23 protein-coding genes are annotated in these 22,910 nt (G+C 65.6%); 4 read left to right on the top strand and 19 right to left on the bottom strand.

Annotated features, from left to right (window positions below):
* The first annotated feature begins 73 nt into the window (after positions 1 to 73).
* Complete coding sequence (locus tag ACYAF3_RS17310; protein ID WP_003092745.1) at positions 74 to 922, top strand: M23 family metallopeptidase; 849 nt, start codon at positions 74 to 76, stop codon at positions 920 to 922.
* An 85-nt stretch (positions 923 to 1,007) separates the two neighbouring features.
* Positions 1,008 to 1,403, top strand: a complete 396-nt coding sequence (locus tag ACYAF3_RS17305) for a DUF4345 domain-containing protein (RefSeq protein WP_004345627.1) — start codon at positions 1,008 to 1,010, stop codon at positions 1,401 to 1,403.
* Between the two features lie 17 nt (positions 1,404 to 1,420).
* Here ACYAF3_RS17305 and ACYAF3_RS17300 read toward each other — a convergent pair whose 3' ends face one another.
* From ACYAF3_RS17300 to ACYAF3_RS17290, 3 genes are all read right to left on the bottom strand, one after another.
* Complete coding sequence (locus ACYAF3_RS17300) at positions 1,421 to 2,836, bottom strand: PepSY-associated TM helix domain-containing protein (RefSeq protein WP_003105378.1); 1,416 nt, start codon at positions 2,834 to 2,836, stop codon at positions 1,421 to 1,423.
* 64 nt (positions 2,837 to 2,900) lie between these two features.
* On the bottom strand, positions 2,901 to 5,072 hold the full coding sequence (locus ACYAF3_RS17295; RefSeq protein ID WP_017148415.1) for a TonB-dependent copper receptor: 2,172 nt from the start codon (positions 5,070 to 5,072) through the stop codon (positions 2,901 to 2,903).
* Positions 5,073 to 5,192: 120 nt separating this feature from the next.
* Positions 5,193 to 5,654 (bottom strand): DUF2946 domain-containing protein, encoded by a 462-nt coding sequence (locus ACYAF3_RS17290; protein WP_003158780.1) that lies wholly within the window; start codon positions 5,652 to 5,654, stop codon positions 5,193 to 5,195.
* A gap of 479 nt (positions 5,655 to 6,133) precedes the next feature.
* On the opposite strand from ACYAF3_RS17290, the gene leuA reads away from it, so the two are divergent.
* A complete protein-coding gene (gene leuA / locus ACYAF3_RS17285; RefSeq protein WP_003092766.1) occupies positions 6,134 to 7,804 on the top strand; it encodes a 2-isopropylmalate synthase in 1,671 nt (556 codons plus the stop codon).
* Between the two features lie 68 nt (positions 7,805 to 7,872).
* Here leuA and ACYAF3_RS17280 read toward each other — a convergent pair whose 3' ends face one another.
* Both ACYAF3_RS17280 and ACYAF3_RS17275 read right to left on the bottom strand, forming a co-directional pair.
* Positions 7,873 to 8,205 carry a DUF5629 family protein gene (locus ACYAF3_RS17280; protein WP_003092770.1) on the bottom strand — a complete coding sequence of 111 codons (333 nt, stop codon included), beginning with the start codon at positions 8,203 to 8,205 and terminating at the stop codon, positions 7,873 to 7,875.
* A 53-nt stretch (positions 8,206 to 8,258) separates the two neighbouring features.
* Positions 8,259 to 8,714 carry a hypothetical protein gene (locus ACYAF3_RS17275; RefSeq protein ID WP_003107363.1) on the bottom strand — a complete coding sequence of 152 codons (456 nt, stop codon included), beginning with the start codon at positions 8,712 to 8,714 and terminating at the stop codon, positions 8,259 to 8,261.
* 180 nt (positions 8,715 to 8,894) lie between these two features.
* On the opposite strand from ACYAF3_RS17275, the gene ACYAF3_RS17270 reads away from it, so the two are divergent.
* Positions 8,895 to 9,845 (top strand): aldo/keto reductase, encoded by a 951-nt coding sequence (locus ACYAF3_RS17270; RefSeq protein ID WP_105579083.1) that lies wholly within the window; start codon positions 8,895 to 8,897, stop codon positions 9,843 to 9,845.
* An 87-nt stretch (positions 9,846 to 9,932) separates the two neighbouring features.
* Here ACYAF3_RS17270 and ACYAF3_RS17265 read toward each other — a convergent pair whose 3' ends face one another.
* From ACYAF3_RS17265 to fdx, 14 genes are all read right to left on the bottom strand, one after another.
* Positions 9,933 to 10,520: a YidB family protein gene (locus ACYAF3_RS17265; RefSeq protein WP_105579082.1), complete on the bottom strand. Its 588-nt coding sequence runs from the start codon at positions 10,518 to 10,520 to the stop codon at positions 9,933 to 9,935.
* 133 nt (positions 10,521 to 10,653) lie between these two features.
* Complete coding sequence (locus tag ACYAF3_RS17260) at positions 10,654 to 11,448, bottom strand: amidohydrolase (RefSeq protein WP_003106646.1); 795 nt, start codon at positions 11,446 to 11,448, stop codon at positions 10,654 to 10,656.
* Positions 11,436 to 12,584, bottom strand: coding sequence for a pyridoxal phosphate-dependent aminotransferase (locus ACYAF3_RS17255; protein WP_003106648.1), 1,149 nt, complete (start codon positions 12,582 to 12,584; stop codon positions 11,436 to 11,438). The genes ACYAF3_RS17260 and ACYAF3_RS17255 overlap by 13 nt, the downstream gene beginning before the upstream one ends.
* Positions 12,585 to 12,891: 307 nt before the next feature.
* The gene (gene der / locus ACYAF3_RS17250; protein WP_003092786.1) at positions 12,892 to 14,373 is read right to left on the bottom strand and encodes a ribosome biogenesis GTPase Der; all 1,482 of its coding nucleotides are present in this window, start codon (positions 14,371 to 14,373) and stop codon (positions 12,892 to 12,894) included.
* 77 nt (positions 14,374 to 14,450) lie between these two features.
* On the bottom strand, positions 14,451 to 15,593 hold the full coding sequence (gene bamB / locus ACYAF3_RS17245) for an outer membrane protein assembly factor BamB (protein WP_003092789.1): 1,143 nt from the start codon (positions 15,591 to 15,593) through the stop codon (positions 14,451 to 14,453).
* A gap of 1 nt (position 15,594) precedes the next feature.
* Complete coding sequence (locus ACYAF3_RS17240) at positions 15,595 to 16,239, bottom strand: YfgM family protein (RefSeq protein ID WP_003106650.1); 645 nt, start codon at positions 16,237 to 16,239, stop codon at positions 15,595 to 15,597.
* 26 nt (positions 16,240 to 16,265) lie between these two features.
* Complete coding sequence (hisS, locus tag ACYAF3_RS17235; protein WP_073654446.1) at positions 16,266 to 17,555, bottom strand: histidine--tRNA ligase; 1,290 nt, start codon at positions 17,553 to 17,555, stop codon at positions 16,266 to 16,268.
* 18 nt (positions 17,556 to 17,573) lie between these two features.
* The gene (ispG, locus tag ACYAF3_RS17230; RefSeq protein WP_003092800.1) at positions 17,574 to 18,689 is read right to left on the bottom strand and encodes a flavodoxin-dependent (E)-4-hydroxy-3-methylbut-2-enyl-diphosphate synthase; all 1,116 of its coding nucleotides are present in this window, start codon (positions 18,687 to 18,689) and stop codon (positions 17,574 to 17,576) included.
* A complete protein-coding gene (locus ACYAF3_RS17225) occupies positions 18,686 to 19,729 on the bottom strand; it encodes a RodZ domain-containing protein (protein ID WP_003115257.1) in 1,044 nt (347 codons plus the stop codon). Before ACYAF3_RS17225 ends, ispG begins: the two co-directional genes overlap by 4 nt.
* A complete protein-coding gene (pilF, locus tag ACYAF3_RS17220; RefSeq protein WP_003092804.1) occupies positions 19,726 to 20,484 on the bottom strand; it encodes a type 4a pilus biogenesis protein PilF in 759 nt (252 codons plus the stop codon). Before pilF ends, ACYAF3_RS17225 begins: the two co-directional genes overlap by 4 nt.
* Before the next feature lie 17 nt (positions 20,485 to 20,501).
* Complete coding sequence (gene rlmN, locus ACYAF3_RS17215; protein WP_003092809.1) at positions 20,502 to 21,641, bottom strand: dual-specificity RNA methyltransferase RlmN; 1,140 nt, start codon at positions 21,639 to 21,641, stop codon at positions 20,502 to 20,504.
* Positions 21,642 to 21,665: 24 nt separating this feature from the next.
* The gene (ndk, locus tag ACYAF3_RS17210; RefSeq protein WP_003092811.1) at positions 21,666 to 22,097 is read right to left on the bottom strand and encodes a nucleoside-diphosphate kinase; all 432 of its coding nucleotides are present in this window, start codon (positions 22,095 to 22,097) and stop codon (positions 21,666 to 21,668) included.
* Between the two features lie 243 nt (positions 22,098 to 22,340).
* The gene (gene iscX / locus ACYAF3_RS17205; protein WP_003092814.1) at positions 22,341 to 22,541 is read right to left on the bottom strand and encodes a Fe-S cluster assembly protein IscX; all 201 of its coding nucleotides are present in this window, start codon (positions 22,539 to 22,541) and stop codon (positions 22,341 to 22,343) included.
* A 25-nt stretch (positions 22,542 to 22,566) separates the two neighbouring features.
* Positions 22,567 to 22,905, bottom strand: a complete 339-nt coding sequence (gene fdx, locus ACYAF3_RS17200; protein WP_003092818.1) for an ISC system 2Fe-2S type ferredoxin — start codon at positions 22,903 to 22,905, stop codon at positions 22,567 to 22,569.
* Between the last annotated feature and the right edge of the window lie 5 nt (positions 22,906 to 22,910).

The following is a 22,910-nucleotide window of genomic DNA, read 5'->3' as shown; positions in this document are numbered from 1 at the left end:
CCTTGCGGGCTTTCCCCCGCCGCGCTCTTCCGCCAGCATAGACGGCTTTGACGCCCGACGAGTCGAGAAGCCGATGCCCCGCACCCTAGCCTTCGTTTCCACGCTGTTGCTCGCCGCTTTCTGCGCCCTGCCCGCCCAGGCCGACAGCTTCATCATGCGCCTGCTGAACAAGCCGGTGCCCGGCGGGGTGGCGGTGGTCGACCTCGGCGAGGAAGGCCCGCCGCCGCGGGCCTTCTACCAGGGCAAGCCGGTGCTGGTGGTGCGCGAGGAAGGCCGCCGCTGGATCGCCGTGGTCGGCATCCCGCTGAGCACCAAGCCCGGCCCGCAGAAGCTGGAAGTGCGGGCGGCGACCGGCAACCACGAGGAACGCTTCAGCGTCGGCAGCAAGCACTACCGCGAGCAGCGCATCACCCTGAAGAACAAGCGCCAGGTCAATCCGCTGCCGGAAGACCTCAAGCGCATCGAACGCGAACTCGCCGAGCAGACCGCCGCCTACCGCCGCTTCAGTCCCGGCCTGCCCAGCAACCTGATGCTCGACAAGCCGGTCGACGGTCCGCTCTCCAGCCCCTTCGGCCTGCGCCGCTTCTTCAACGGCGAAGAGCGCAACCCGCATTCCGGTCTAGACTTCGCGGTACCGGCCGGTACGCCGATCAAGGCGCCGGCGGCCGGCAAGGTGATCCTCATCGGCGACTACTTCTTCAATGGCAAGACGGTGTTCGTCGACCATGGCCAGGGCTTCATCAGCATGTTCTGCCACCTGTCGAAGATCGACGTGAAGCTCGGCCAGCAGGTGCCGCGCGGCGGCGTACTCGGCAAGGTCGGCGCCACCGGCAGGGCCACCGGACCGCACATGCACTGGAACGTCAGCCTGAACGACGCGCGAGTCGACCCGGCGATCTTCATCGGTGCCTTCCAGCCCTGAGAAGTGAGCAACGCGGCGCCGGCTGAGGTCAGAAGGAACAGGGGGCGCGTCGATGCACCCCTTTCATGACCAAGGGAGACACCGCATGACTCACCCGCTTCGCCTGCTCTGGCTGTGCTCGACACTGTTCGTGGTCCTCGGCCTGGGCTTCGTCTTCTTCCCCGGCCCGCTCGCCTCCCTGCTCACCAGCGGCGAACCGCTCACCCCCGCCGCCCTCACCGACCTGCGCGCCAGCTACGGCGGCACCAGCTTCGGCATCGGGCTGCTGCTCGGCTATGCCGCCCTGCGCCCCCGCTACCTGGTGCTCGGCCTGCTCGCCGCCCTGGCGGTGATCGCCAGCGGCGGCGCGGCGCGCCTCTACGGTGTGCTGATCGACGCCTCGCCGGCGCTAACCACCTTCCTCTGGCTCGGCACCGAGGCGCTGCTCTGCGTGCTGTTGCTGGCGGCACTCTGGAAGACCCGCCAGCTCGACCTCGACTGAGCGCCGGGCAGCAGGTCTCAAGCCAGGACCCGGCGAACCGCCGGCAGCCGCGACAGCACCAGCCAGTCCAGCGCCCAGACCAGCAGGAGCGAGGCCCCCACCAACGGGAAGGCCACGCCCAGCGCCAGCATGATGGCGATGCCGCTCTTCCAGCGCGGCAGCTCGTGGCGCAGCGGCGGCACGCCAAGGCGTCCGGCCGGCTTGCGCTTCCACCAGATCCACAGGCCGCTCGCCGAGCTGAGCAGGATCGCCAGGCAGACCGCGAGCATCAGCAACTGGTTGCCGAGGCCGAAGAGCTTGCCTTCGTGCAGCACGACGCCCATCTGCACGCTCCTCGCCACCGCGTTGTAGTCCTGCCAACGCACGTCGGCGAGAACCTTGCCGCTGTACTGGTCGATGTGCAGGGTGGCGTCGTGGCGCGGATCGTCGGGGAACACGGAAATCGTGTAGACCCCCTCCATCCCGCTCGGCAGGGCGATCCCGTAGCCCGCCGCCACGCCGCGCTCGCGGGCGATATCCACCACCCTTTGCAGAGGGATGCCCGCCGGCATCGGCATGTCCATCGGCATCGCGTGCCCGGCCTGGGCGGAATGCCCGCGATGCTCGGCATGGGCGTCGGCCGCCGGCGGCTGCGAGCGCGGCAGCGGAGTGTTCTCCAGCGGCCAGGGCACCTGCTGGCGCGACGCGCTGTTGAGGCTACCGGCCTGCATGTCGGAGGTCGGCACATCGTTCCACATCGCCGCCGGGAAACGGTTCCAGACATCGGCGAACTGCTTGCCCCAGTAGCCGGTCCAGGTCATCCCGCTGAGCAGCATGAACAGCAACAGCAGGCTGCCCCAGAAACCGGCGAGCACATGTAGCTCGCGCCACAGCGGTCGTCCGCGCAGGTGCAGGCGCGGCCAGAACAGCGCGCTCGCCGCCCGCCCGCGCGGCCACCATAGGTAGAGACCGGAGACCACCAGGACGATGCCCCAGCCGGCGGCCAGCTCGATCAGCCGGTCGCCGACGGTCCCGACCATCAGCTCGCCATGCAGTGCCCGGGCCACCGCCTGGAGATTCAGCTGCGCATCCTGGCGGCCGAGTTCGCGCCCGCTGTAGGGATCGACGAAGAGGTTCCATTGCCTGCCCTCTTCGCCAATCACGAATTGCGCGCTGCGCCCCGCCTCGCTCGGCGGCAGGTACTGGCTGACGGCGGCCTGCGGGTGCGCCTGGCGCACCCCGGCGAGCAACTGGTCGGCGCTGCGCATCTGCGCACCGGCCTCGACCCGCAGCAGTTGCGGATAGAGCAGCGCATCCAGTTGCGGCTTGAACAGGTAGACGATTCCGGTCAGCGCCAGCAGGATCATGAAGGGCGCGACGAACAGGCCAGCGTAGAAATGCCAGCGCCAGGCCAGCGCGTAGAAGTCACGGCCGTTCTTTTCGTTCGATTGCATGGATCACCTCATCGGAGCGCACACAGGCAAGGCGGGCCCCGCTGGACGGGGCCTCGTTGAAGGTTCAGAAGCTGAAGTCGACCTTGGTCCAGAAGGTCCGGCCCGGCTCTGGAACCGTTTCGTTGGCGGAGAAACCGAAGCCGGCGTCGCCGGCCTTGTTCAGGTGCTCGGTGTAATCCTTGTCGAACAGGTTATCGACACCGGCGCTCAGCTTGACGTTGCGAGTCACCCGGTAGGCGCCGTTGAGCGAGAAGACGCCGAAGCCGGCGCTCTTGTCGAAGTCCTTGCCGACCACGTTGCCCTGGTCCCTGGCGATGCGATTCTGCGGCGCGACCACCCGCCACAGGCTGCCGGCACTCCAGTCGCCTTCCTCGTAGGTCAGGCCGAAGCGCGCTTCCAGCGGCGGGATCTGCGGCAGCGCGCGGTCGTCCGAGCTGTTCTTGCCCCAGGCATAGGCCAGGCTGGCGTCGGTCTTCCAGTTGCCGGTGAGCTGGTAGGAAGCGCCCAGCTCGCCGCCCATGATCCGCGCGTCGACGTTGGTCGCCTGGGTCGAGGAACCCATCATGCCCTCGCGATAGCTGAACAGGATGAAGTCCTGGACCACCCCGACGTAGCCGGAGGCCCAGGCCTGCAGCTTGTCGCCGTTGTATTGGAGGCCGAAGTCGAGCTGGGTGGTCTTTTCCGGCTTGATCTTGTCGAAGGCGTTGACCGACCCGTTCGGCCCGCGCTTGGGCGAGAACAGCTCCCAGTAGTCGGGGAAGCGCTCGGCATGGCCGAGGCCGGCGTAGAGGGTGGTCGGCGAGTCGGCGAGGTCGTGCTCGTAGCGCACGAAGCCGCTGGGCAGGGTATCGGCGCGGGTGTCGTTGGCCGTCGGGTTGGCCATGGCGTGGCCCATGTGCCCGGACTTCAGGGTCTGCCGGTAGTCCTTGACCGAGGCGCGGTCCAGGCGCAACCCGCCGATCAGCCGGTCGCGCTCGGCGGCGAACCAGGTCAGTTCGCCGAAGGCCCCGTAGTTGTGGAACACCGCGTCCTTGCTCCAGGGGAACTGGTCGGCGTCGGTGTAGTAGTCGGTCATCATGTCGTACTTGGAGCCGCGCGCGCGGTGCTCGTTGCGCATGGCGTCGACCCCGGTGACCAGCTTGAAGTCGTCCCAGCGCCAGGTGGCCGCCAGGCGACCGCCGAGGGTGCGTCGGTCCACCTGGGACGCCATCGGCATGGGCATCATGCTGGATGGGTCGGGAGTGCGCAGGCGGAAGTTGTCCATGATGTGGTCGGCGTAGTTGTAGTAGACCTGTGCCTCGACCTTCTCCAGCACATCGCTGACGTTCGATTTGACGAAGCGCAGGCCCAGGCTCTCGCGCTTGAACTGCGAGCCGTCCATGCCGCGCCCGGCGTAGCGTGCCTCGCCGTCGCCCTTGCCGGCGGTGAGTTCGATCAGGGTGTCCTCGTCGGGGGTCCAGCCGACCGCGACGTCGCCGTTCCACTTCTTCCAGCGCGACGGCACGGTATTCCCGGCGCCGTCCTCGTAATCGTCGGACTGCGCGTGGTTGCCGGTGAAGCGCAGGTAGCCGAGCCGGTTGCCGGCGGCGGCGTCCAGCACCTTGTCGAAGCGGCCATTGGAGCCGGCCAGCAGGCTGGCGTTGACCCGCGAGCCGAGTTCGCCGAAGCGCTCCGGCTCACGCTCGAAGAGGATCGTCCCGGCCGACGCGCCCGGCCCCCAGAGCACCGTCTGCGGGCCCTTGATCACGGTGAGCTTGTCGTAGGTTTCCGGCGAGATGTAGGAGGTCGGCGCGTCCATCCGGTTCGGACAGGCACCGAGCATCATGCCGCCGTTGGTGAGGATGTTCAGGCGCGAACCGAACATCCCGCGCAGCACCGGGTCGCCGTTGCTGCCGCCGTTGCGGATCACCGCGAAGCCGGGAATGGTCTTCAGGTAGTCGGCCCCATCGCTGGCCGGCACCGGTTGGCGCGGCTCCTTGGGATTGGTGACGATGGTCAGCGGCGAACTCTGGGCGACTCCGGTGACCACGCTCGGCGCCAGCTCCACGGCGTGATCCTGGTACTGTGAGTGTTCCTCGGCCAGGAGCGCCGACGGAGACAGGGCCAGGCCGCACAGAGCGGCGAAGGCTCCCGCCCAGCGGCGGCGTTGTGCGAGACGGGCAGGGTCGAAGCTGAAAGCGGCGGTCGGGCAGGCGTTGCCGGCCGCTCGTTGTTGAGTAGACATACGTTTTTCCATGATCTATGTGACTTCCGCCCCGCCCCCACGGCGAGCAGGCACGCGGCCAGGCTCGCGTCACCGGCGCGGCGAAGACGCGCCGGTGCCCCCAGGAAGCGGCGGCTATCGGATTGAAAGAGGTCAGGCGATCAGGAACGGCGGCGCACGGGTACGGGCGCCGGGAAACACCGGCGAGGCGACGAACGCCTCGTTCAGGAAAGCGACGGCGGGCGCCGTCGCGAAGGGAACGGAGAACAGCGCCAGGCAGGCGTCTTCGGTGAGCGGCGGGCTGTGGAACAACAGGCTGCAATAACCGCACTTCTCCCAGAGCACGTCGCTGGCCAGGCGATTGCCTTCCTCGCCGCCCATCCCCGGCATGCCGGCATGGACGACGGAGCGCTGGGTATCGGAACAGCCGGCATGGGCCATGTCGCCATGGTCCATGTTCTCGTGGGACATGCCTTCGTGGCCCATCCCCACGCCCATCGGCATCGGGTGGTCCATCGGCATCGACTGGGAGATCAGCGGCCCGACGAAGATCATCAGCATGGCGAACAGAGCCAGCCATGCACCGATGCCTTGTCGTTTCAGAGTGGTCGCCACCTGCGACTCCCGCCGTCTTGAATGAAGACCACCGCGTAGCGGGCCGGATGGCCGCTCGCGCCGGGTCATGCCGAAAAGAAGAATGCGCCTGTCGTTATACGCCCCAGGCACGGGGAACGAAATGATCGCACAAGGGCGGCTGGCTCTTCTGCGGCATGGGGCCGCAGAATTTTCCGTTGCGGAGAGCGTGCCGGCGGCGCAATCGAGGACAAGCTTTCACCGCCGAGAAAGAATAAAAACCCACAAAAGCCGCACAAATGGGAAATTCTACTAATTTTCCTTTAATGCTTGCCATTCAAATGCAGTCTCACTAGTGTGGTACGCATGAAAACACCACACACCCTCATCCTGCTCCGCCAACACGCCTGCCTGTGCCTGGTCAGCCCGCGACTGCGTGGCTGAGCGACGCTTCTCTTCATCTCGTCACTGCGTTCGCCTGGCCCCGCCGGCCCAGGAACCGACTCCAAAGGATTAGCCCCATGAGCATGTTGAAAGACCCTTCGCAGAAATACCGCCCATTCCCGGCCATCAATCTGCCCGACCGCACCTGGCCGTCGAAGACCATCACCGAGGTGCCGATCTGGTGCAGTTCCGACCTGCGCGACGGCAACCAGTCGCTGATCGAACCGATGGACGCGGCGAAGAAGATGCGATTCTTCAAGACCCTGGTGCAGGTCGGCCTGAAGCAGATCGAAGTGGCCTTCCCGTCGGCTTCCGATACCGACTTCAACTTCGTCCGCGAGTTGATCGAAGGCAACCACATCCCGGACGACGTCACCATCCAGGTGCTGACCCAGGCCCGCGAAGACCTGATCACCCGCACCTTCGAATCCCTGCGCGGGGCGAAGAAGGCCATCGTCCACGTCTACAACGCCACCGCCCCGTCGTTCCGCCGCATCGTCTTCAACCAGGACAAGCAGGGCGTCGTGGACATCGCCACCAACGCCGCGAAACTGATCAAGAAGCTGGCCGCCGAGCAACCGGATACCCAGTGGTCGTTCCAGTACTCGCCGGAAATCTTCAGCTCTACCGAGCTGGAGTTCTCGGTGGAGGTCTGCAACGCGGTGATCGACGTCTGGCAACCGACCCCGGACAACAAGATCATCCTCAACCTGCCGGCCACCGTGGAGTGCGCCACGCCGAACGTCTACGCCGACCAGATCGAATGGTTCGGCCGCCACGTCGACAAGCGTGACAGCGTGATCATCAGCCTGCACACCCACAACGACCGTGGCACCGGCGTGGCCGCCACCGAGCTGGGCCTGATGGCCGGCGCCGACCGCGTCGAAGGTTGCCTGTTCGGCAACGGCGAGCGCACCGGCAACGTCGACCTGGTGACCCTGGCCTTGAACATGTACACCCAGGGCCTGCATCCGCAACTGGACTTCTCCGACATCGACGCGGTGCGCAAGGTGGTCGAAGAGTGCAACCAGTTGCCGGTCCACCCGCGCCATCCATATGTCGGCGACCTGGTCCATACCGCTTTCTCCGGCTCGCACCAGGATGCCATTCGCAAGGGCTTCGCCCAGCAGAAGGAAGACGCGATCTGGGAAGTGCCGTACCTGCCGATCGATCCGGCCGACATCGGCCGCGACTACGAAGCGGTGATCCGGGTCAACAGCCAGTCCGGCAAGGGCGGCATCACCTTCCTGCTCGAACAGGAGTACGGCATCAGCCTGCCGCGGCGCATGCAGATCGAGTTCAGCCAGGTAGTGCAAGGCGAGACCGACCGTCTCGGCCTGGAAATGACCGCACAACAGATCTACTCGCTGCTGGAAAACGAATACCTCAAGGCGACCTCGCCCTACGTCCTCGCCAGCCATCGCCTGCAGGAAGAGAACGGCACCAGCGCCGTCGACCTGGAAGTCTCCTTCGACGGCGAGAAGCAGCACTGGCGCGGGATCGGCAAGGGACCGCTGGAAGCCTTGGTGGCCGCCCTGCCGGTCAAGGCGGAAATCATGGACTACCATGAGCACGCCATCGGCGCCGGCGCCAATGCCAAGGCCGCGGCCTATATCGAGATCCGCCTGGAGGGCCAGCGCCCGCTGCACGGCATCGGCATCGACGAGAACATTACCACCGCCAGCTTCCGCGCCCTGTTCAGCGCGCTGAACCGCGCGGTGACCCAGGCCGAGGCCAAGGCGGCCTGACCGGCACGGAAGGGAAAAAGGGAGCCAGGCGGCTCCCTTTTTTCATGGGATCTTTCAGCTGAATCGCTTCACTCATCCTCGCCGCTGGCGCTGACCGCTCCCAGGCAACGGAGCTGGTACGCCCCCTCCCCTGTGGTCAGGCGCCAGGACTCGCCATCGGCCTGGGGCTCGGCTTCCATCACCGCGTTGTAGGAAAAACGCCACTCGCGACGGGTGCGTCCATCCAGGCTTTCCACCGCCAGCACCCAGTCTTCGCTGGCGAACGGCTGGTCGGCTTCCGCCGCCAGGTCCGCCTGGTCCAGCAGGTTCTCGTTGAGTTCGAAGCGCCAGGCGTGCAGACCGTCGATCTCGAGCATGTCGGCGGTTTCCAGTTCATCGAGCAGGTAGCGTTGTGTAGTCATGGCCAGTCATCGCGGATAAAGAACTCATGATAAGGCAAAGCGCGGGCTGCCCCTCACACCACCAGCATCACCACCGGGATCGCTACCGACAGGACCACCAACATGAACAGCAGGCCGATCCCCGCCGCCCGCCAGTTGGAAATGAACGCTCCGCCCGCTGCCTTGTGGCTGTCCAGGGCCGGACCGAAGGCTGATTTGGCGTAGTAGACCATGCCGAATATCTGCGCCACCGTGAAGCCGATCGAGGGGATGTTCTCCGGCAGTATCGCGCCCAGAACTGGCAGCAGGACAAACAGGCAGAGGCCGACCAGCCAGGTTTTCCCGACTTCCTGCGCCCGTCCCAGGCGACGGAGATTCACCGCCGCGAGGAAGGCACCGGCCAGGGGCGTGCCGATGAAGGTACCCAGACCGATCGCGGAAAGCCTGTACAGCGGCTCGCCATGGGTGGCGTCAGGCTCGTCCAGGCGGGCCTCCGGTGGGCGGAACGGATTCTCGGTGTCGCTGTTCATGCGTGTGCTCCCTGCGGATATTTACTGAAGCTTTACCAGGGCCGGCATTGGAAAATCCCGGCAACCGGCAGAGTCTATAGGACGCTGCGCGCCGGCTGAACATTCCGCGCCCGCCGGGAGTCACAGCAAGACGTGCGAACGAAAGCGCCCACACAGGACCGCACTCAGGAGGGATGACGCATGACCACACGCAAACTCGGCAACTCCGGCCTGGAGATACCGGCACTGGTATTCGGCGGCAACGTCTTCGGCTGGACTGCCGACGAAAGCACCTCCTTCAGGCTGCTGGACGCCCTGCTCGACGCCGGCCTGAACTGCATCGACACCGCCGACGTATATTCGCGCTGGGTTCCCGGGCACCAGGGCGGCGAGTCGGAAACCCTCATCGGCAAGTGGCTGAAACGCACCGGCAAACGCGACCGCATGGTGATCGCCAGCAAGGTCGGGATGGACATGGGCAATGGCCACAAAGGTCTCTCCGCCGCCTATATCGAGCAGGCCCTGGAGCGCTCGCTACGACGCCTGCAGACCGACTACCTGGACCTCTACCAGTCGCACACCGACGATCCCCACACCGACCTGGAGGAAACCCTTTCCACCTATGGCGAACTGATCAAGAAAGGCAAGGTACGGGTCATCGGCGCCTCCAACTACGACGCCCGGCGCCTCCTCGAAGCACGCCAGGTCAGCGCCCGGCTTAACCTGCCGAGCTACCAGAGCCTGCAACCCGAATACAACCTGTACGATCGCGCCGACTACGAGACCAACCTGGAGCCGACGGTGGAAGAACTCGGTATCGGGGTGATCAGCTACTACTCGCTGGCCAGCGGCTTCCTCAGCGGCAAGTACCGCAACCAGGCCGACACCGCCGGGCGAGCCCGGGGAGAGAAGGTGAAGGGTTATCTCAACGAGCGCGGCGTGGCCATCCTCGCGGCGCTCGACGAAGTGGCCGAGCAGTACAACGCCAACCCGACCCAGGTCGCCCTGGCCTGGCTCATCGCTCGTCCGACGGTGACCGCGCCGATCGCCAGCGCCACCAGCCTGGAACAGCTCGACGACCTGATCGACGCCACCCACCTGAAGCTCGACGAACAGGCGATCCACCGCCTGGACAGCGCCAGCGCCTATTGACCGACCTGCCGTCGAGGGCGGCCTCGCCCCGTTGAGTGGAGCGGATAACCGTATCGCGGCTATCCGCTCCGCATCGACGGGAAAGCCTTAGCTGAAGCGCGCCAGCAGCGAACCGATGTCCAGGTCGCCCTGCGGCGCCTGGCCGTCCGGCGTCAGCTTGTTGACCAATTCCGGCAGCAGGCTGCTCAGGTGTTCGGCCGCCTCGCCCTGGCTGACTCCGGCGGAGTCCGCCAGTTGCTGCAATTGACCGTCGCCGAAGACCCGGGAAATGTCCGCCGCCGACACCGACTGGTTCGGCCCACCGCCGATCCAGGAATTCAGGGCATCGCCCAAGCCTGCGTTCTGGAGCATCTGGAACAACCCGCCGAGTCCGCCCAGTGAGCCGGCCTCCACGCCCGGCGCCGCCTGCCCGGCACCGCCCGCGGCGCCACCGAGCAGATCGACGAGGACGCCACCCAGCCCGCCGCTCGCGGCCCCGCCGCCGGCACCACCAAGGATGCTGCCCAGCGAACCGAGCAGACCACCGCCATCGCCACCGCCCTGTGCCGCACCGCCCTGGCGCGACATCAGCATGGTCACCAGCCCGATCAACAGGGCCACTTTCGGATCGCGAGCACCTCCCTGTCCTTCAGAGCCACCCAGCGCCGAACCGAGAATCGAATCGAGCAGTCCCATTGGTCTTCCTCCTGATCTGATGCCCACGGCGCGGCGCCGCGGGATACGGGTAACTCCATTCCCGGCACTGCGCCATCATGCGCAGCGCCGGGTCATGGCCTCGGACATCGACCGGAAGCGGACGTTCCGGCACTCAAGGATGGATTTCGAAGCGATCCGCGTCCATGTAGGCCGGGAAACGCTGGCGATAGGCCGCCAGTGCCGCCGCGTCCAGCCGGACGCGGAACACGCCGTCGGCGTCCGCCGCGTTGAACAGGCTGTCGCCCTGGAAGTCCAGGACCTGGCTATCCCCAGCGTAGCGCAAGGCGTTGCCGTCTTCGCCGATACGGTTCACCGCCACCACGTAGCAAAGGTTCTCGATCGCCCGCGCCGGCAGCAGGCGGTTCCAGTGCTGTCGACGAGGCGCGGGCCAGTTGGCGGTGTAGAGCAACAGGTCGGTGTCGTGCGGGTCGCGGCTCCACACCGGGAAACGCAGGTCGTAGCAGATCAGCGGGCGCACCCGCCAGCCCTTGAGTTCGAACAGTTCCTGGCGTTCGCCGGGACTGTAGTGCTCGTGTTCGCCGGCCATGCGGAACAGATGGCGCTTGTCGTAGTGCAGCATCTCGCCGTCCGGACGCGCCCAGAGCAGGCGGTTGCGATGGCTGCCGTCGGCGAGCTGGACGATCAGGCTGCCGGTGACCACCGCGCCAAGGCGCCGGGCCTGCTCCAGCAGCCAGGCATGGGTCGGCCCCAGTTCGGGCTCGGCCTGCTCGGCCGAAGCCATGCTGAAACCCGTGGTGAACATCTCCGGGAGGACCACCAGGTCGGCACCGGCGGCGCTCTCCAGCAGGGCGGCGAAATGCTCGCGGTTGGCCTGGGCGTCGTGCCAGACCAGGGAGGATTGGACCAGGGCGATGTCCAGGTCCGGCAGAACCGTCAGATCGCGCATAGCTTTTCCGCTGCCTGACGCAGCGTCTCCTCGCGTTTGGCGTAACAGAACCGGACCAGCCGCATGGCGTCCGGAGCCTTTTCATAAAACACCGAAACCGGGATCGCCGCCACTCCGTGTTCGCGGGTCAGCCACTCGGCCATGGCCACGTCGTCCAGGTCCGGACGGATGGCCGAATAGTCCACGCACTGGAAGTAGGTGCCCGGCGCACGGGTAAAACGGAAGCGAGAGTCCAGCAGCAGGTCGCAGAACAGGTCGCGCTTGGCCTGGTAGAAGCCGGGCAATTGCCGCAAGTGCTCCGGATGGCCGGCCATGTAGTCCGCCAATGCCCATTGCAGCGGCGTGACGCCACAGAAGTTGACGTACTGGTGAACCTTGCGCAGCTCCGCGCTGAGCGCCGGCGGCGCGACCACGTAGCCGGTCTTCCAGCCAGTGACGTGGTAGGTCTTGCCGAACGAACTGACCACGAAGGAACGCGGATACAACTCGTCGTGGGACAGCACGCTGGTATGGGCGACACCGTCGAACACCAGGTGCTCGTAGACCTCGTCGCTGATCAGATAGATATCCCGGTCGCGGATCAGCGCGGCCAGGCGGTCCAGTTCCTCGCGGCTGATCAGCGCGCCGCTGGGGTTGTGCGGGGTATTGATGATGACCAGCCGGGTACGCGGCCCGATGGCCTCGGCCATGCGCTGCCAGTCGATGGAGAAGTCCGGCAGCGCCAGCGGCACGTGCACGCAACGCCCGCCGGCGAGTTGCACGGAGGGTTCGTAGCTGTCGTAGGACGGGTCGAGTACCACCACTTCGTCGCCCGGATGGACCAGCGCCTGGATCGCGCTGAAGATCGCCTCGGTCGCCCCCGGCGTGATGGTCACCTCGCTGTCGGCGCTCACCCGGCGTCCATAGAACTGCTCGATCTTCTTCGCCACCTGCTCGCGCAGGGCCGGCAAGCCGGTCATCGGCGCGTACTGGTTGTGCCCGGCGGCGATATGCCTGCCTACCGCCTCGCGCAACTCCGGCGGGCCGTCGAAATCGGGAAAGCCCTGGGAGAGGTTGATCGCGCCACACTCGGCGGCCAGTTGCGACATGCGGGTGAAGATGGTGGTGCCGACATTCGGCAGCTTGCTCTGAATCATCGGGACTTCCTGCAGAGACTCGCCGGACGACAGCCCGGCCAGACGGGTGGCAGGGCAGGATAGCCGATCCGGGAGCGACGCTGCAGGGGCACGCCTTAGAAAAAACCGTGACCGCTTCAGGTCAGAGGGGAATATGCGCCAGGCGATGGCGCAGGACGAATAACCACCTCGCGATCATTCGTCGCCACGACAGGGAATCGGCGGTCAACGCCGGCGGCCTGGTTCGTCCCGCGGGCTACAGCCGCGGCCAATGAAAAAGGCCCGACAGGGATACCTGCCGGGCCTTTCGACGAAGGAAACGCCACCCTCAGCGGCGCTTGTCCTTCTTCTTCTTCTCGGCTTTCTTGTGGTGCGACATCAGCCGGCGCTTCTTGTTGACCTGGCGCGCGGTGAGCGAGTTCTTCTTGCCCTCGTAGGGGTTCTCGCCGCCCTTGTACTCGATGCGGATCGGCGTACCGACCAGCTTCAATACCCGCCGGTAGGTCTTCTCCAGGTAGCGGGTATAGGCCTTCGGCACCGCGTCCACCTGGTTGCCGTGGATCACGATCAGCGGCGGATTGGCGCCGCCCAGGTGGGCGTAGCGCAGCTTGATCCGGCGACCGTTGACCATCGGCGGCTGGTGCACCTGCACGGCGTCCTCGAGGATGCTGGTCAGGCGGCTGGTCGGCCAGCGGGTCACCGCCGAACGGAAGGACTCCTGGACCGACTTGTAGAGATGGCCGACGCCGGTGCCATGCAGGGCCGAAATGAAATGGATGTCGGCGAAGTCGACGAACAGCAGGCGCCGCTCCAGTTCGGTCTTCACGTAGTCACGCTCGGCCGCCTCCATGCCATCCCACTTGTTCAGGGCGATGACCAGGGCACGGCCGGTCTCGAGGACGAAACCGAGCAGGTTGAGGTCGTGCTCGACCACCCCTTCGCGGGCGTCCATGACGAAGATCACCACGTTGGCGTCCTGGATCGCCTGGAGGGTCTTCACCACCGAGAACTTTTCCACCGCCTCGAAGATCTTGCCGCGACGCCGCACGCCAGCGGTGTCGATCAGGGTGTACTTCTCCTCGTTGCGCTCGAACGGGATGTAGATGCTGTCGCGGGTGGTGCCGGCCTGGTCGTAGACGATCACCCGCTCTTCGCCGAGCATGCGGTTGACCAGGGTCGACTTGCCCACGTTGGGCCGGCCGATGATGGCAATCTTGATCCCGTCCTTCTCGCTGGGACCGGGAATCCGGGTCGGTTCCTCGCCTTCGGCGACCTCTTCGCTCGCCGGCTCGCCCTCGCCCTCTTCCTCCGCGTTGTCCTTGGGGAAGATCCCCAGGGCTTCCTGCAGCATATGGTTGATGCCGCGACCGTGGGCGGCGGCGATCGGCAGCGCATCGCCCAGGCCCAGCGGGCTGAACTCGGCGCGAGCGAGATCGGGATCGATGGTGTCGACCTTGTTGGCGATCAGGAAGCTGCGCTTGTTCCGCTTGCGCAGGTGCTCGGCGATCATCTGGTCGGCGGCGGTCATGCCGGCGCGCGAATCGACCAGGAACAGGACGGCATCCGCCTCCTCGATGGCCTGCAACGATTGCTCGGCCATTTTCGCATCGATGCCTTCCTCATCGCCGGAGATGCCTCCGGTATCGATGACGATATAGGTGCGGCCCTGCCAGCGCGCCTCGCCGTACTGGCGATCGCGAGTCAGGCCTGCGTACTCCGCCACGATGGCGTCGCGCGACTTGGTCAGGCGGTTGAACAGAGTGGACTTGCCGACGTTCGGGCGACCCACCAGGGCAATAACGGGAACCATGCGGCTCTCCACGAGAATTCAGAAAACACAAAGGCCGCTGACGTCGGACGGCAGCGGCCGGACACTTGAAACCCAGTCTAGCGGATGGTGTAGGCGACGAGCTTGCCACCGTTGCCGAACACGTACATCCAGCTCCCGACCACCAGCGGACGAACCCGCACGCCATCGCTGTCGACCCGCTCGCGACCGACGAAGCGACCGTCCACCTGGCTCAGCAGATGCACGTAGCCTTCCAGGTCGCCGACCACCACGTTGCTGGAGAACACCGCCGGAGCCGACAGTTGGCGACGCGCCAGGGCGTCGTTGTTCCACAGCGAAGAGGCACCGCGCGAGTCCAGGCCTTCCACCGAACCGCTGGCCTGGCTGACGTAGATATTGCCGAAGCCTTCGGCGACGCCGACGTAGCTCGACGCTTCGCGCTGCCAGAGCAGGCGGCCGCTGTTCACGTCCAGCGCCGCGGCACGGCCCTGGTAGCTGACCACGTAGAGGGTGTCGCCGGACAGCAGGAGGCCGCCGTCGATGTCCACCACGCGATCCAGTTCGGAACGCCCCTGGGGAATCGCTACCCGCTGCTCCCAGATCGGCAGGCCGCGCTGTACGTCGACCGCCACTACCTTGCCGCTGGCCAGGCCAGCCAGGGCCATGTTGCCGGCAATCAGCGGCGCGCCGGTGCCGCGCAGGGTCAGCACCGGCACGGTGCTTTCGTAGATCCAGCGCTGGTCGCCGCTGGCCGCATCGAGGCCGATCAGCTTGTCGTCCTGGGTCTGCACCACCACCACGTCGCCATTGGTGGCCGGCGCCGACAGCACTTCGCTGTTGACTCGCTTGGTCCACTTCTTCTTGCCGGTGGCTTCGTCGAGGGCGATCACGTCACCGCGCAGGGTACCCACCAGCACCAGGCCGTAGCCAACGCCGACACCGCCGGAAACCGGACGCTCGAGGTCCTTCTTCCAGAGCACGTCGCCGGTCTCGCGCTGGATCGCCATCACCCGCCCTTCGGCGGACGCGGCGTAGATGGTGGAACCATCGACGGCCGGTTCGAGCAGGTTGTACAGGTCGCCCTGACCATCACCGACCGAGCGGCTCCACTGCTTGCTCAACACGACTTCCTCTTTGAAGTCGGTCAGTTCGGCGGGCGGGAGTTCCTTCTTGCTGTTGCTGCTGCAACCCACGACCGCCAGGGCCAGGGCGAGCAGCGCCGCGTGTTTCCATTGCACCATCTCAGGCCTCTCCCTTGGACAGGTCGTCGAGCTTGATCTGCAGGGCATCGCCGGCACCGTCTTCGGGCAGCGACTGCTTGGCTTTCTCGTAGGCCGCGCGCGCCTCGTCGGTGCGCTTGAGCTGCACCAGCAGGTCGCCCCTGAGCTCCTCGCGGGTCGAGACGTAGGCCTTGTCGGCATCGCCATCGAGCAGCTTCAGGCCTTCCTCGACCTTGCCCTGGGCCGCCAGGACCCGGGCCAGGCGCTGCCGCGCCAGTTCGCCGAGGGTGGCGTCGGCCGGCTTGTCCATGACCGCCTTCAGCTCGGCAACGGCGTCATCCAGCTTGCCGCTGTCGACCGCGACCTTGGCCACGAACAGGCTGCCGTACTGGGCATAATGGGTGCCGCCGAACTCGCTCTTCAGCTTGCCAGCCAGCTCCGCCACCTTCGCCGGATCCGGCTGGCCGGCCGGATTCAGCGCGGTTTCGATCAGTTGCTGGTAGACGATCGAGGCGCCCTGCGCCTGGTTGGTCTGGTACTTCTGCCAGGCCTGCCAGCCGAATACCACTGCCAGCGCGAGGATGCCGCCGGTGACCAGGGGCTTGCCGTTGCGCTGCCACCAGTCCTTGATCTGCGCCAGGTCTTCGTCTTCGGTACGCGATGTCACCCCAATCACTCCTATTCTTTATGTTCTCAAGCCTGTGCCAGACAGGCTGCCAGGTGCTCGGGCAGAGCATCCCAGGCAATGCTTTGTTGCTCGCCCTCGTCACGCAGGGGCTTGAAACCTACCACGCGATTGGCCACCTCGTCCTCCCCGAGGATCAGGGCAAAGCGCGCGCCGCTCTTGTCGGCCTTCTTGAACTGGCTCTTGAAGCTACCGGCGCCGGCGTTGACCAGCAGGCGTATGCCGGGAATGGCGCTGCGCAACTGTTCGGCCAGGGTCAGGGCGGCCAGCTCGGCCGGTTCGCCGAAGGCGCAGACGTAGAGGTCGGCCGGACGGTTCAGTTCGGCGGGGATCACCCCCAAGGTTTCCAGCAGCAGCACCAGGCGTTCCACGCCCATGGCGAAACCGACACCCGGGGTCGGCTTGCCGCCGAACTGGCTGACCAGCCCGTCGTAGCGGCCACCGCCGCAAACGGTGCCCTGGGCGCCAAGCTTGTCGGTGACCCACTCGAAAGCCGTGCGGCAGTAATAATCCAGGCCGCGCACCAGCTTCTGGTTAATTTCGTAGCGCAGTCCGACAGCATCCAGGCGGGCCTTGAGACCCTCGAAGTGGGCGATCGATTCTTCGTCGAGATAGTCGTGCAGGGTCGGCGCGCCAACCAGCAACGCCTGGGTGCTCTCCACCTTGCTGTCGAGGATTCGCAGCGGATTGGTGGTCATGCGCCGCTGGCTGTCTTCGTCGAGTTGCTCGAAGCGCTCCTGCAGATGGGCCACCAGGGCCTCGCGATAGCGTGCGCGGGCCTCGCTGGAGCCGAGGGTGTTGAGCTGCAGGGTCACCGCGTCGGCCATGCCGAGCTTCTGCCACAGGCGCCAGGTGAGGATGATCAACTCGGCGTCGATGTCCGGACCGGGCAGGTTGAAGACTTCCACGCCGATCTGGTGGAACTGCCGGTAGCGACCTTTCTGCGGTTTCTCGTAACGGAACATCGGCCCGGTGTACCAGAGCTTCTGCACCTGGCCACCGCCGCTCAGGCCGTGCTCCAGCACGGCGCGCACGCAACCGGCGGTACCTTCCGGACGCATGGTCAGGGATTCGCCGTTGCGGTCGAGGAAGGTGTACATCTCCTTGTCGACCACGTCGGTACCTTCGCCGATGCCGCGGGCGAAGAGTTCGGTGAACTCGAGGATGGGCAGGCGGATCTCGCTGTAGCCGTAGCCGTCCAGCAGGCCGGCGAAGGTGCGTTCCAGATAGCGCCAGGCCGGAGTCTGCTCCGGCAGGATGTCGTTCATGCCACGAATGGCTTGCAGGGACTTGCTCACGTAGGGTCCTTAAACGGGTCAGCCGCGGGCGATCAGGCTCGCATCGGCTTCGGCCTTCTCGGCCGCCTTCTGGCGGATCAGCCGTTCCAGCTCGTCCACCAGGTTGTCGTTGGTCAGTTTCTGCGACGGCTTGCCGTCGATATACACCAGGTTCGGAGTGCCGCCGGTGAGGCCGACATGGGCCTCCTTGGCTTCGCCCGGACCGTTGACGACGCAACCGATCACGGCCACGTCCATCGGCACCAGCAGGTCCTCCAGGCGCCCTTCCAGCTCGTTCATGGTCTTCACCACGTCGAAGTTCTGCCGCGAACAGCTCGGGCAGGCGATGAAGTTGATGCCACGGGAGCGCAGGTGCAGGGACTTGAGGATGTCGAAACCGACCTTGATCTCCTCGACCGGATCGGCAGCCAGGGAAATCCGGATGGTGTCGCCGATTCCCTCGGCCAGGAGCATGCCCAGCCCCACCGCCGACTTCACCGTGCCGGAGCGCAGGCCGCCGGCCTCGGTGATGCCCAGGTGCAGGGGTTGCTCGATCTGCCTGGCCAGCAGGCGATAGGCGGCGACGGCCATGAAGACGTCGGAGGCCTTGACGCTGACCTTGAAGTTCTGGAAGTCCAGCTTGTCGAGATGATCGACGTGGCGCATGGCCGATTCGAGCAGGGCTTCCGGGGTCGGTTCGCCGTATTTCTTCTGCAGGTCCTTTTCCAGCGAACCGGCATTGACGCCGATACGGATCGGGATGTTGCGCTCGCGCGCGGCATCGACCACGGCCTTGACCCGGTCCTCGCGACCGATGTTGCCCGGATTGATGCGCAGGCAGTCCACTCCCAGCTCGGCGACGCGCAGGGCGATGCGATAGTCGAAGTGGATGTCGGCGACCAGCGGCACGTTGACCTGCTGCTTGATCTTGCCGAATGCCTCGGCGGCGTCCATGTCGGGGACGGAAACCCGCACGATGTCCGCGCCGGCATCTTCCAGGCGGCGGATCTGCGCGACGGTGGCAGCGACGTCGCAGGTCTCGGTGTTGGTCATGCTCTGCACGGCGATCGGCGCATCGCCGCCCACCGGGACGTTGCCGACCCAGATTTTCCGAGACTTGCGGCGAATGATCGGAGAAGCGCTATGAATGCTCATTGTCCTACCTTCAGACGGGCCGTTTCGCCGCGGACGAAGGGGGTCACGTCCACCGGCTGGCCGTTGTAGCTGACCTGGGCGCCGCGAGCGAAACCGAGGCGCAGCTCCAGCGGGGCCTTGCCGGCCAGTTCCAGGCTGTCGCCCTTGCGCTTCAGCGCGCTGACCAGGACCTTGCCGTTGGCGTCGGTGACCTGGGTCCAGCAATCGGCGACGAACTGTACCTTGACCACCCCCTGGCCCTCGCCAGCCACCACGGGCGCGGCGGCAGGTTCGCTCGGCGCTGGCGGGGCGGCCGGACTGGCCGTCGCTGGAACGGCTGGAGCAGTACCGGGAGCGGGAGCCGTGCCGGCAGGCGCGGCGGTAACGGGCTGCTGGGGTGCGGCGGGGGTGCCCTGGGCCGGAGCGGCGGGAACCTGCGCGCCCTCGCTCGCCACCGGCGGCGCTCCCTCGGCCTGGGCAGCGACTTCCGGAGAAACCTCGGCGGGCGCTTGCTCGCCTTCCTTCTGCGCTTCGATCACCGCCTGGTCTTCAGGCTCGTCCAGGGTATGGATCTCGGTGGTGCCGTCGGCGCTTTCCACTTCGACATGCTCAAGGCTCAGACCGGCGGTTTCCGGCGTGCGCGCGGAATGCTCCTGCCACCAGAAGTAGCCGAAGCCGATCAGCAGGGCGAGCAGTAACAGACTGACGATACGCAGCACGTTGCGCGACAGGCGCACCGGCTCGGCGACCCGTCCCAGGCTCTGTACGGTGCTGCCGCTGGCATTGGTGCCGGTGAAATGGTCGAAGCTGTTGACCAGCTCGGCCTGGTCGAGGCCCATGAGCTTGGCGTAGGCGCGGATGTAACCGCGCGAGAAGGTGTGTCCCGGCAGCTTGTCGAACGCGCCGTTTTCCAGCTGACGCAGCGAATTCTCGGTCAGGTTCAGTTGCCCGGCCACCTGCGACAGCGACAGGCCCTTCTGCTCGCGCGCCTGGCGCAGGGTTTCCCCGGGGTTCTGACGGGAAGCGGTGGCTACGACTTCGGGCTGCGGCGCTTTCATCATTTTTCCGCCTGGAATTCCTGATATTCGGGAGAGCCTGGGTACAGGCGTTTCAACTGCAGGCCATAGCTGGCGGCCGTGTCGCGGTCTTCGAAGACCTTCGCGAGACGAATGCCCAGCAACAGACTGCGGGCGTTCTGCCCGCCGCCCTGGGCAAAGAGATCATAGTACTGGCGAGCCGGCACGTACTCGCGCTCCTTGTAGAGCAGGTCGGCCATCTCCAGCGCGACGCTGGGCTGGTTACGGTTCAGACGCAGGGATTTCTCGAAGTACTCCTTGGCCTGGGCCGGTTTCTTCATTTGCAGCGAAACCAGGCCGAGGTTCTCGAAGACCCGCGAGCGCTCGGGATAGAGGGTGTCCTGGCTGGCCTCCAGGAGACGCTGGTAGGCCTCCTCGTAGCGCTTCTGCTCGTAGAGGAAACCGCCGTAGTTGTTCAGTACCCGGGCATTGCGGCTATCGCTGGCGAGCGCCTTGCGGTACTCCTCGTCGGCCAGCTTGGGCTCCATCTCGGTCTGGAACACCACCGCCAGCGCGGCGTGCGCGTCGGCGCTGGAAGGGTCGATCTCGAGGGCCTTGCGCAGCGGCACCTTGGCCTGCTCGGTGTTCCCCCGCTGGAGATAGCCGAGGCCAAGCTGGATATAGGCGTCGCGCGCCTCGTCACGGCCCTTGTCGGTTTTCAGGGGATTCTGATCTCCGCTCGTCACGCAGCCTGTCAGCCCAACTGCCAACAGGAACACCAGCGCGGCGCGTACAGTCATCGGAACCCTCCTCTCACTCAATTTCGATTCGCCGCCGACTCGGACTCGGCCAGTTGGCGCACGGCAATATAACGTTCGCTCCGGCGGGTACGATCCATGACCTGACCAACCAGTTGGCCACAGGCCGCGTCGATGTCGTCGCCGCGGGTGGTACGCACGGTCACGTTGAAGCCGCCCTTGTGCAACATGTCCTGGAAACGCCGGATGGCATTGTTGCTCGGGCGCTCGTAGCCGGAGTGCGGGAATGGATTAAACGGAATCAGGTTGATCTTGCAAGGCGTGTCTTTCAGCAATGCGATCATCTGCTCAGCATGCTCGGGCTGATCGTTGACATCCTTGAGCAGGGTGTATTCGACGGTCAGCACGCGCTTCTCGCCGAGCCGGGAAATATACCGGCGGCAGGCATCCAGCAGCATGCCCAGCGGATATTTCTTGTTGATCGGCACCAGCTTGTTGCGCAACTCGTCGTTCGGTGCGTGCAGCGACAGGGCCAGGGACACGTCGATCACCTCGCCGAGCTTGTCGATCATCGGCACCACGCCGGAGGTGGACAGGGTCACCTTGCGCTTGGAAATACCGTAGCCGAGGTCGTCCATCATGATGTTCATGGCGGCGACCACGTTGTCGAAGTTCAGCAGCGGCTCGCCCATGCCCATCATCACGACATTGGTGATGGCGCGGTCGATCTTGGCCGGAACGGTACCGAACGACTTGTTGGCGATCCACACCTGGCCGATCACCTCGGCGGCGGTGAGGTCGCTGTTGAAACCCTGCTTGCCGGTGGAGCAGAAACTGCAATCCAGGGCGCAGCCCGCCTGGGAGGACACGCACAGGGTGCCGCGTCCGCCCTGGGGGATGTACACGGTCTCGACGCAACTGCCGGACGCCACCCGGACCACCCACTTGCGGGTGCCGTCGGCGGAAATATCCTGGCTGACGATCTCGGGACCGCGTATCTCGGCTGAGGCCTTGAGCTTTTCGCGCAAGGCCTTGCCGACGTTGGTCATGGCGTCGAAATCGTCGACGCCAAAGTGGTGAATCCACTTCATGACCTGGCCGGCCCGGAAACGCTTCTCGCCGATGGACTCGAAGAACTGTTCCAGCTGCGGCTGGGTCAGGCCCAGCAGGTTCACCTTGCCGGCGGTGGTCGTTGTCATGGTTTCACCCTCACCCACGCTCGATCAGCGAATGCGCTCGCAGACTTCGGTAGCCGCGAAGAAGTAGGCGATCTCGCGAGCGGCGGAAGCTTCGGAATCGGAACCGTGGACGGCGTTCTCGTCGATGGAGACGGCGAAGTCGGCGCGGATGGTACCGGCGTCGGCTTTCTTCGGATCGGTGGCGCCCATCAGCTCGCGGTTCTTGGCGATGGCGTCCTCGCCTTCCAGGACCTGGACTACAACCGGACCGGAAGTCATGAAGGAAACCAGGTCCTTGAAGAACGGACGCTCTTTGTGCTCGGCATAGAAGCCACCGGCTTCACGCTCGGACAGCTGAACCATTTTAGCGGCGACGACGCGCAGGCCGGCTTTCTCGAAGCGGGTCAGGATTTCGCCGATCACGTTCTTGGAAACGGCGTCCGGCTTGATGATGGACAGGGTGCGTTGCAGTGCCATTGGTAAAACTCCGAAACAAGGTTGTCTAGCATGGGCGGCCCCGCCAGCGGGGCGGGACGCCGTGATTCGTTCAGGACGCTGACGAAAACGGCCCGAAAGGGCCGGAATCAGCGTGGCTGCGCCTGGCATCGGGCCCGGCGCGCCTAGCCTGGAATGCGCCCGCGGGCGATTTCAGGCCTTACCTAAAATAAAACCCGCGAATTATACGCGGGTTCCCGGCAAATGCGTAGGGCGGGCCTATGGCTAGTCCCGTTCCTCGATCCAGGCGGCCTGGATGGCCTCCAGGACTTTCTCCCCGCTACGCTGAGGATCGTCGGAGAACTCTGGAAGTTCCACCACCCAGCGCCGCAGATCGACGAAGTTGACATATCGCGGATCGACCTCCGGCTTGCTTTCGTCGAGCTGGATGGCGATTTCCAGCACATCGGTCCATTTCAGGCTCATTGCACGCTCCTCTCTACCGCCGGGCTCAGTGGCCTTCCGACACCTGGTTGATGGTGTACTTGGGAATCTCGACCACCAGGTCTTCGTCGGCCACCACTGCCTGGCAGGATAGCCGCGAATCGGGCTCCAGGCCCCAGGCCTTGTCCAGCATGTCGTCTTCGAGTTCGTCGGACGGCTCCATGGAATCGAGGCCTTCGCGGACGATTACGTGGCAGGTCGTGCAGGCGCAGGATTTCTCACAGGCATGCTCGATCTCGATGCCATTGCGCAACGCGGCATCCAGGATGGTTTCGCCGGGCTTCGCCTCGAATACCGCCCCCTCGGGGCAGTGGTCGGCATGGGGCAGAATCACGATCTGCGGCATCTTCG

It is taken from the genome of Pseudomonas sp. TZ252, assembly GCF_056110345.1.
This window is presented reverse-complemented; position numbering and strand designations above follow the sequence as displayed.

Bases quoted from the DNA above. Each gene is read 5' to 3' on its own strand.
- ACYAF3_RS17310 (WP_003092745.1), top strand. From the start codon at position 74: ATGCCCCGCACCCTAGCCTTCGTTTCCACGCTGTTGCTCGCCGCTTTC.
- ACYAF3_RS17305 (WP_004345627.1), top strand. From the start codon at position 1,008: ATGACTCACCCGCTTCGCCTGCTCTGGCTGTGCTCGACACTGTTCGTG.
- ACYAF3_RS17300 (WP_003105378.1), bottom strand. From the start codon at position 2,836: ATGCAATCGAACGAAAAGAACGGCCGTGACTTCTACGCGCTGGCCTGG.
- ACYAF3_RS17295 (WP_017148415.1), bottom strand. From the start codon at position 5,072: ATGGAAAAACGTATGTCTACTCAACAACGAGCGGCCGGCAACGCCTGC.
- leuA (WP_003092766.1), top strand. From the start codon at position 6,134: ATGAGCATGTTGAAAGACCCTTCGCAGAAATACCGCCCATTCCCGGCC.
- ACYAF3_RS17280 (WP_003092770.1), bottom strand. From the start codon at position 8,205: ATGACTACACAACGCTACCTGCTCGATGAACTGGAAACCGCCGACATG.
- ACYAF3_RS17275 (WP_003107363.1), bottom strand. From the start codon at position 8,714: ATGAACAGCGACACCGAGAATCCGTTCCGCCCACCGGAGGCCCGCCTG.
- ACYAF3_RS17270 (WP_105579083.1), top strand. From the start codon at position 8,895: ATGACCACACGCAAACTCGGCAACTCCGGCCTGGAGATACCGGCACTG.
- ACYAF3_RS17265 (WP_105579082.1), bottom strand. From the start codon at position 10,520: ATGGGACTGCTCGATTCGATTCTCGGTTCGGCGCTGGGTGGCTCTGAA.
- ACYAF3_RS17260 (WP_003106646.1), bottom strand. From the start codon at position 11,448: ATGCGCGATCTGACGGTTCTGCCGGACCTGGACATCGCCCTGGTCCAA.
- ACYAF3_RS17255 (WP_003106648.1), bottom strand. From the start codon at position 12,584: ATGATTCAGAGCAAGCTGCCGAATGTCGGCACCACCATCTTCACCCGC.
- der (WP_003092786.1), bottom strand. From the start codon at position 14,373: ATGGTTCCCGTTATTGCCCTGGTGGGTCGCCCGAACGTCGGCAAGTCC.
- bamB (WP_003092789.1), bottom strand. From the start codon at position 15,593: ATGGTGCAATGGAAACACGCGGCGCTGCTCGCCCTGGCCCTGGCGGTC.
- ispG (WP_003092800.1), bottom strand. From the start codon at position 18,689: ATGAGCATTCATAGCGCTTCTCCGATCATTCGCCGCAAGTCTCGGAAA.
- ACYAF3_RS17225 (WP_003115257.1), bottom strand. From the start codon at position 19,729: ATGATGAAAGCGCCGCAGCCCGAAGTCGTAGCCACCGCTTCCCGTCAG.
- pilF (WP_003092804.1), bottom strand. From the start codon at position 20,484: ATGACTGTACGCGCCGCGCTGGTGTTCCTGTTGGCAGTTGGGCTGACA.
- rlmN (WP_003092809.1), bottom strand. From the start codon at position 21,641: ATGACAACGACCACCGCCGGCAAGGTGAACCTGCTGGGCCTGACCCAG.
- ndk (WP_003092811.1), bottom strand. From the start codon at position 22,097: ATGGCACTGCAACGCACCCTGTCCATCATCAAGCCGGACGCCGTTTCC.
- iscX (WP_003092814.1), bottom strand. From the start codon at position 22,541: ATGAGCCTGAAATGGACCGATGTGCTGGAAATCGCCATCCAGCTCGAC.
- fdx (WP_003092818.1), bottom strand. From the start codon at position 22,905: ATGCCGCAGATCGTGATTCTGCCCCATGCCGACCACTGCCCCGAGGGG.